The sequence below is a fragment of the Aeromonas sp. R3-1 genome, from assembly GCF_040908345.1.
GTDB lineage: Bacteria > Pseudomonadota > Gammaproteobacteria > Enterobacterales > Aeromonadaceae > Aeromonas > Aeromonas veronii.
Map to the genome: position 1 here is coordinate 1 of NZ_JBFODN010000046.1, position 6,092 is coordinate 6,092.

General features: G+C 59.5%; 8 protein-coding genes. 6 read left to right on the plus strand and 2 right to left on the minus strand.

The window, feature by feature from the left end; translation table 11 throughout:
• Positions 1-208: 208 nt before the first annotated feature.
• A complete protein-coding gene (arcA, locus tag AB5Y85_RS02315; protein WP_005338193.1) occupies positions 209-928 on the minus strand; it encodes a two-component system response regulator ArcA in 720 nt (239 codons plus the stop codon).
• Between the two features lie 396 nt (positions 929-1,324).
• Between arcA and AB5Y85_RS02320 the strand changes: the two genes are divergently transcribed.
• Both AB5Y85_RS02320 and AB5Y85_RS02325 read left to right on the plus strand, forming a co-directional pair.
• A complete protein-coding gene (locus AB5Y85_RS02320) occupies positions 1,325-1,732 on the plus strand; it encodes a DUF3293 domain-containing protein (RefSeq protein WP_101529842.1) in 408 nt (135 codons plus the stop codon).
• 42 nt (positions 1,733-1,774) lie between these two features.
• The gene (locus tag AB5Y85_RS02325) at positions 1,775-2,254 is read left to right on the plus strand and encodes a putative 4-hydroxy-4-methyl-2-oxoglutarate aldolase (protein WP_005338188.1); all 480 of its coding nucleotides are present in this window, start codon (positions 1,775-1,777) and stop codon (positions 2,252-2,254) included.
• 1 nt (position 2,255) lies between these two features.
• Here AB5Y85_RS02325 and AB5Y85_RS02330 read toward each other — a convergent pair whose 3' ends face one another.
• Positions 2,256-2,735 (minus strand): hypothetical protein, encoded by a 480-nt coding sequence (locus AB5Y85_RS02330; protein WP_101529791.1) that lies wholly within the window; start codon positions 2,733-2,735, stop codon positions 2,256-2,258.
• 157 nt (positions 2,736-2,892) lie between these two features.
• Between AB5Y85_RS02330 and AB5Y85_RS02335 the strand changes: the two genes are divergently transcribed.
• The 4 genes from AB5Y85_RS02335 to arsA all read left to right on the plus strand — a co-directional run bounded on the left by AB5Y85_RS02335 (position 2,893) and on the right by arsA (position 6,081).
• Positions 2,893-3,291, plus strand: coding sequence for an META domain-containing protein (locus AB5Y85_RS02335; RefSeq protein WP_005359119.1), 399 nt, complete (start codon positions 2,893-2,895; stop codon positions 3,289-3,291).
• Between the two features lie 257 nt (positions 3,292-3,548).
• Positions 3,549-3,917 carry a helix-turn-helix transcriptional regulator gene (locus AB5Y85_RS02340; RefSeq protein WP_005338181.1) on the plus strand — a complete coding sequence of 123 codons (369 nt, stop codon included), beginning with the start codon at positions 3,549-3,551 and terminating at the stop codon, positions 3,915-3,917.
• A gap of 4 nt (positions 3,918-3,921) precedes the next feature.
• Entirely contained in the window at positions 3,922-4,290 is a 369-nt protein-coding gene (gene arsD / locus AB5Y85_RS02345) for an arsenite efflux transporter metallochaperone ArsD (protein WP_005347398.1), read from the plus strand.
• Between the two features lie 27 nt (positions 4,291-4,317).
• A complete protein-coding gene (gene arsA / locus AB5Y85_RS02350; RefSeq protein ID WP_257687844.1) occupies positions 4,318-6,081 on the plus strand; it encodes an arsenical pump-driving ATPase in 1,764 nt (587 codons plus the stop codon).
• Positions 6,082-6,092: the final 11 nt, after the last annotated feature.

The following is a 6,092-nucleotide window of genomic DNA, read 5'->3' on the forward strand; positions in this document are numbered from 1 at the left end:
CGTTGAAATACAGAACCCCCGATGCGGCACATAGGGGGTTCTGAGTAGAGAAATGCTAGTTGAAAATGTGTAAACCTATTTCAGGACTAGACACATCTATCTTGTGCGCCGTTCGACGTCACGTTTACCGTTTCTCAGCTTTAAGGCAAACAGCAGAGACAGAAAAGGCGCCCGAGGCGCCTTTTCAGATCAACAGCGTAGCGGGAGCTTATTCCTGCTCCAGCTCACCACAGAAACGGTAGCCTTCGCCGTGGATGGTGGCGATGATCTCCGGAGTATCGTTGACGCTTTCGAAGTGCTTGCGAATGCGACGGATGGTCACATCGACGGTACGGTCATGCGGCTTGAGCTCACGGCCGGTCATCTTCTTCAGCAGCTCGGCACGGGTCTGGATCTGGCCCGGGTTTTCGCAGAAGTGCAGCATGGCGCGGAACTCGGAGCGCGGCAGCTTGAACATGTCGCCAGTCGGGCTGACCAGTGCGCGGCTGTTGATATCCAGCGCCCAGCCGTTGAAGAGGTAGCGCTCAACCAGCTTCTTCTCTTCGCCACCGGCAGCCACGTTCATGGTGCGGCTCAGCAGGTTGCGGGCACGGATAGTCAGCTCACGGGGGTTGAACGGCTTGGTGATGTAATCATCGGCGCCGATCTCCAGACCCAGGATCTTGTCCACTTCGTTGTCACGACCGGTCAGGAACATCAGGGCGATGTTGTCGTTCTCACGCAGCTCACGGGCCAGCAGCAGGCCGTTCTTGCCCGGCAGGTTGATGTCCATGATCACCAGATTGATGGTGTGGGAAGTGAGGGCCTGGTGCATTTCGTCGCCGTTGTTGGCTTCGAGCACGATGTAGCCTTCGGCTTCAAAAATGCTTTTCAGGGTATTGCGTGTGACCAGCTCGTCTTCGACGATCAGAATGTGTGGTGTTTGCATGAGTATTCCCAGATTCTTATCAGTTAATTATCTTAAATTTAACACTCTTTGGCGTTTCAAACCGATTTCCTGACTGATCCTGAAAATTTATTACGTCATCCTGGGTATGAGAGTCAGGTCGGAATATCGCGAATTAGGCATCAGTACCGGCAAGTATCCCTGTGCCACTTATAGGTTCCCGACAAGTCTGGTCGAGCAGAGCCTGGAAAGGTCGTCCATTACGAAAGTGGCCGCATTTTATCAGTTAACAGGAGCATAACAACACTCTTTGCCGTCAGATAGCAACTTTTTAACTCTGATTTGATATAGGTCAAACCCTGGTACAGCAGCATCATACTTGGCCTGAACCGGGTTTTCGCCCCTACAAAATGTAATGGAATGTAACATGTGATTGACATGAATTTGTGGGAAAACTACAAGAAAATCTGCTTTATCGCGCCATTTGAGCCACCAGACTGGTCTGCTTTTGCCATCATCACAGCCTGGAATCCGGCCAGCCAGTGGGTCACACAACGACGCAATATGCGGCGGGAACGGGCGCTGTGGCGCCATCTGACCGTGGATTTGCAGGTGCCCGTGGTGGGGCCATTTTGGGGAGCTGACCCGGACGAACGCTGGCAGGAGTCATCGCTGGCGGTGGCGCTATCCCTGCCACAAGCCCGTCAGCTGGCTGCCCGTTTTGGCCAGAACGCCATCTACTGGGTGGAGGATGGCCAGCTCTGGCTGACACCGTTATTGACGGATAAATCAGCAGTTTGCTTGGGCAATATTGAATCCTTCTGGATTGCCAGAAACCTTGCCTGATGAAAGAATGAACACCTTCATGCATCTGAAAGGAATCAAATCATGCTGGATCTCCTGCCCGACCTCTGCGATCAACATGGCGACTTGCTGCAAGTGGCCGACCCGGTGTTTCAGGATTTTGGCGGCAAGGCCCTCTTTTATGGTCGCGCCGTAACGCTCTCCTGTTATGAAGACAACAGTCTGGTGCGGGATCTGGTGACCCGCCCCGGTCACGGCAAGGTGATGGTGATCGACGGCGGCGGTTCGCTGCGCCGTGCGCTGCTTGGCGATCAACTGGCGGTCAAGGCGGTGGAGCAGGGGTGGGAGGGGATCCTGATCCACGGCGCGGCGCGGGATGTGGGCACCCTGGCGACATTGGCGCTCGGGGTCAAGGCGCTGGCGGCCTGTCCGGTCAAGACCGAGAAGCGGGGATTGGGAGAGCTGGGGGCCGTGGTCAGCTTTGCCGGTGTGACCATCCACGAAGGGGATTACGTCTATGCGGATCGCAACGGCGTGGTGGTGAGTGCCACGCCGCTGATCTGATTCAGAAGTTGAAGCCGACGCCCAGACTCAGTGCCTGATCGGCAGTGATGGCGCTGACGCCGTAGTTGGCGGTGAGGGAGAGTCTGGGGGTCAGCAGCAGGCTGGAGTTGAGCTCCAGCAGGGTGCTGGCCTTGTTGAGATCGAGATGCTTGATCTGGCTGCCGATATTGAATGCCGGAGAGAGCTGGTAGCGTACCCCAGAACTCATATTGAAACCGGATGTGCGATTCTGATCCGCCACCGCCGGGCCCGCTTCCATAAAGAGGGTCACATCATCCACCACCGGATATTGATAGCCGCTATTGACCAGCCAGAGATCAAAACTGTCGCTGTGATGGCTATGGCCATTGAGCAGCACACCCGAGTAACTTTTGACATAGAGAGACGGATTGGATTGCGGCTGAACCACTGCCCAGTCGGAGGCCTGTACGACCATGCTGGCGCAGGTTGCAAGCAGTGTGATGATGAGCGATTTGACCATTCGTTTCCCCTCCCTGGGTCCGGAACTGAGCCTAAGCATGGCACATGCCAGCTGGTAGTAAAGTGAAGGGAGATCACAATAAAATCCTTTGGCATGGGTGCCAGCCATGTTAAACAGGCTGCCGTATTGATGGCTCTAATCATTAAGAGGTGAATCCATGAACAAGAAACTGACTCTGCTGGCCGCGCTGGCACTGGGAGGCTGCGCAATGGCAACAGGTTCCAGCATGGCTCAACTGCAAGCATCCAGCTGGCAGCTGCAAGGCGCCACCGGCGATACCTTCACCCTGCAAGTGGTCGACGGCAAGGTGGCGGGCAAGGGCGGCTGCAATCGCTATTTTGGCGGTATCACCAAGCAGGGTGACGGTGTCTTGACGCTGGGCGCCATGGGCTCCACTCGCATGATGTGCATCGGCGACGCCATGAACAAAGAGACCGAGTTCCTGCAAAAGCTGGAGAAGGTGGCAACCTACTCCATCAACGGCAACCAGCTGACTCTGAGCGATGCCAACAAGGCGGCCCTGCTCACCTTCAACGCGGTGCCAGCTGCCAAATAAGGCACGCCTTTGTCTGATTGCCCCGACAGCGCAGACTGTGCTGGCGGGTCAAACGCTCTGATACGCCCTCCCTCTGGAGGGCGTCTGTTTATCTGCGACGAGCCCGGTGTGCCCGTCCGCAACGGTTGTTCACTCGTCGATTCTCCAGTCAGCCCGGTTTGATACCAGAACCTCGTATCTTCGCTTCGGTACGCATCTTGATCATTTCAATGATTCTTGTATAGTTGAAATGAAAGGTCGCACCAAGGGGAGTGAAGATGAACAAAGAGATGGCCACCAAGGTCTTTGAATCGCTGGCATCCGGCATCCGGCTCGATGTATGGCGGCTGCTGGTGAAGGCCGGGCTGGAGGGGCGGGTCGCCGGTGAACTGGCCAGCGAGCTCGATATTGCCCCCAATACCCTCTCGTTTCACCTCAAGGCGATGCTCAACACCGGTTTGCTGTCAGTGGAGCAGGAGGGGCGCTTTCTACGCTACCGCGCCAATATTCCCCTGATGCTGGATGTGATCGCCTACCTCACCGAGGAGTGCTGCGCCGGTCATCCCGAGGCGTGCGGCGTGATGCGTGCCGAGTCAGCCTGCTCTCCCCATGTTCTGCCTGCGCAGCCCTGCTGCAACAAGGAGTAATGCCATGTCCTCCATTCAGATTTTTGATCCCGCCCTCTGCTGCTCCAGCGGTGTCTGCGGTACCGAGGTTGATCAGGCACTGGTCACCTTCGCAGCCGACCTTGCCTGGGCCAAGGAGCAGGGTGTTGCCATCGAGCGTTTCAATTTGGCCCAGCAGCCGATGCAGTTTGCCGAGACACCTGCCGTCAGCGCTTTTCTGACCCACGCCGGGGAGGAGGGGTTGCCGCTGGTGCTTGTGGAGGGACAGGTGGTGTTGACCGGTCGTTATCCGAGCCGCAGCGAGCTGGCCCGTTATGCCGGGCTGCCTGCGCCACAAGCGGCCATCAAGGGGATCGTCAAGGGCGGCTGCTGCTCTGGCAGCGGTTGCTGCTGAGTCGTGACGCACCATTCGGGAGAGGCTATGTACCATTTTCTGACCAATCCACCGCCGTTTCTCTTTTTCACCGGCAAGGGCGGGGTGGGTAAGACCTCGCTGGCCTGCGCCAGTGCGGTGGCTCTCTGTGATATTGGCAAGCGGGTGCTGCTGGTGAGCACCGACCCTGCCTCCAACGTGGGGCAGGTGTTTGCCACCGAGATCGGCAATCGCGTCACCACCATCGCCGCTGTGTCCGGTTTGTCGGCGCTGGAGATAGATCCCCCCGCGGCGGCCAAAGCCTATCGGGAGCGGATCGTCGGGCCGGTGCGCGGCAAGTTGCCCGAGAGCGTGGTGCGCAGTATCGAAGAGCAGCTCTCCGGCGCCTGCACCACCGAGATCGCGGCTTTTGACGAATTCACCGCGTTGCTGACCGACCAAACGCTGCTGGCCGAGTATGACCACATCGTCTTTGATACGGCCCCAACCGGCCACACCATCCGGCTGCTGCAACTGCCGGGCGCCTGGAGCGAATTTCTGGAGCAGGGCAAGGGGGATGCCTCCTGCCTCGGACCGCTGGCGGGGCTGGAGAAGCAGCGCAGCCAGTATGCCGACGCGGTCGCCGCCCTGGCTGATGCTGCTCACACCAGGCTGGTGCTGGTGGCGCGCGCCCAGCAATCCACTCTGCGGGAAGTGGCTCGCACCCACGAGGAGCTGGCCGCCATCGGTTTGCTGAACCAGCAACTGGTGATCAATGGCCTCTTCCCCGAAGGCGCTATTGCCGGAGATCCGCTGGCAATGGCGCTCTGGCAGCGCGAGCAACAGGCTCTCGCCCAGATGCCGCAGGGGATAAAGGGGTTGGCGCAGGATCATATCCCGCTGCTGGCCACCAATCTGGTGGGGGTCGAGAGCCTGCGCCAACTGCTGCAACCACAGGATGCTGGTGAGCAGGCACCACTGGCAACGTCAGCTCATCTGCCAGCCCAGCCCGAGTTGAGTTCGCTGGTAGACGAGTTGGCCGCCGACGGTCACGGCCTCATCATGCTGATGGGCAAGGGCGGGGTGGGCAAAACCACGCTGGCGGCCGCCGTGGCGGTGGAGCTGGCGAGCCGCGGCCTGCCGGTGCACCTCACCACCTCGGATCCCGCCGCGCACCTGAGCGAGACGCTGGCAGGTAGCCTGCATCATCTGGAGGTGAGCCGCATCGACCCCCACGCCGAGACCGAGCGTTACCGCGCTCAGGTGCTGGCCACCAAGGGGGCGGCGCTGGACGAGCAGGGGCGGGCACTGCTGGAGGAGGACTTGCGCTCCCCCTGTACCGAGGAGATCGCCGTGTTCCAGGCCTTCTCGCGCATCATTCGCGAAGCGGGCAAGCGCTTTGTGGTGATGGATACCGCCCCTACCGGCCACACCCTGCTGCTGCTCGACGCTACCGGCGCCTACCACAGGGAGATCGCTCGTCAGATGGGAAACAAGGGGCTGCACTTCACCACCCCCATGATGCAGTTGCAGGACCCCAAGCAGACCAAGGTGCTGATTGTGACGTTGCCCGAGCCGACGCCAGTGCAGGAGGCTGCCAATCTGCAATCCGATCTGCGCCGAGCCGGTATCGAGCCCTGGGGCTGGCTCATCAACCACAGCTTGCAGCAAGCCGCGGTCAGCTCACCGCTGCTGCAACTGCGGGCCGAGCGCCAGTTGCCCCATATCGAGGCGGTCGAGCAGCAACACGCCAGCCGCTACGCCGTGGTGCCGCTGCTCGCCGAGGAGCCGGTGGGGCCCGATGCCCTGCGCCGCCTCTGCCAGCACCATTGAGTCGCCGCCCC

Coding starts and splice junctions, on each gene's coding strand:
- AB5Y85_RS02330 (WP_101529791.1), bottom strand. CDS start 2,735: ATGGTCAAATCGCTCATCATCACACTGCTTGCAACCTGCGCCAGCATG.
- arcA (WP_005338193.1), bottom strand. CDS start 928: ATGCAAACACCACACATTCTGATCGTCGAAGACGAGCTGGTCACACGC.
- AB5Y85_RS02325 (WP_005338188.1), top strand. CDS start 1,775: ATGCTGGATCTCCTGCCCGACCTCTGCGATCAACATGGCGACTTGCTG.
- arsD (WP_005347398.1), top strand. CDS start 3,922: ATGTCCTCCATTCAGATTTTTGATCCCGCCCTCTGCTGCTCCAGCGGT.
- AB5Y85_RS02340 (WP_005338181.1), top strand. CDS start 3,549: ATGAACAAAGAGATGGCCACCAAGGTCTTTGAATCGCTGGCATCCGGC.
- AB5Y85_RS02335 (WP_005359119.1), top strand. CDS start 2,893: ATGAACAAGAAACTGACTCTGCTGGCCGCGCTGGCACTGGGAGGCTGC.
- AB5Y85_RS02320 (WP_101529842.1), top strand. CDS start 1,325: ATGAATTTGTGGGAAAACTACAAGAAAATCTGCTTTATCGCGCCATTT.
- arsA (WP_257687844.1), top strand. CDS start 4,318: ATGTACCATTTTCTGACCAATCCACCGCCGTTTCTCTTTTTCACCGGC.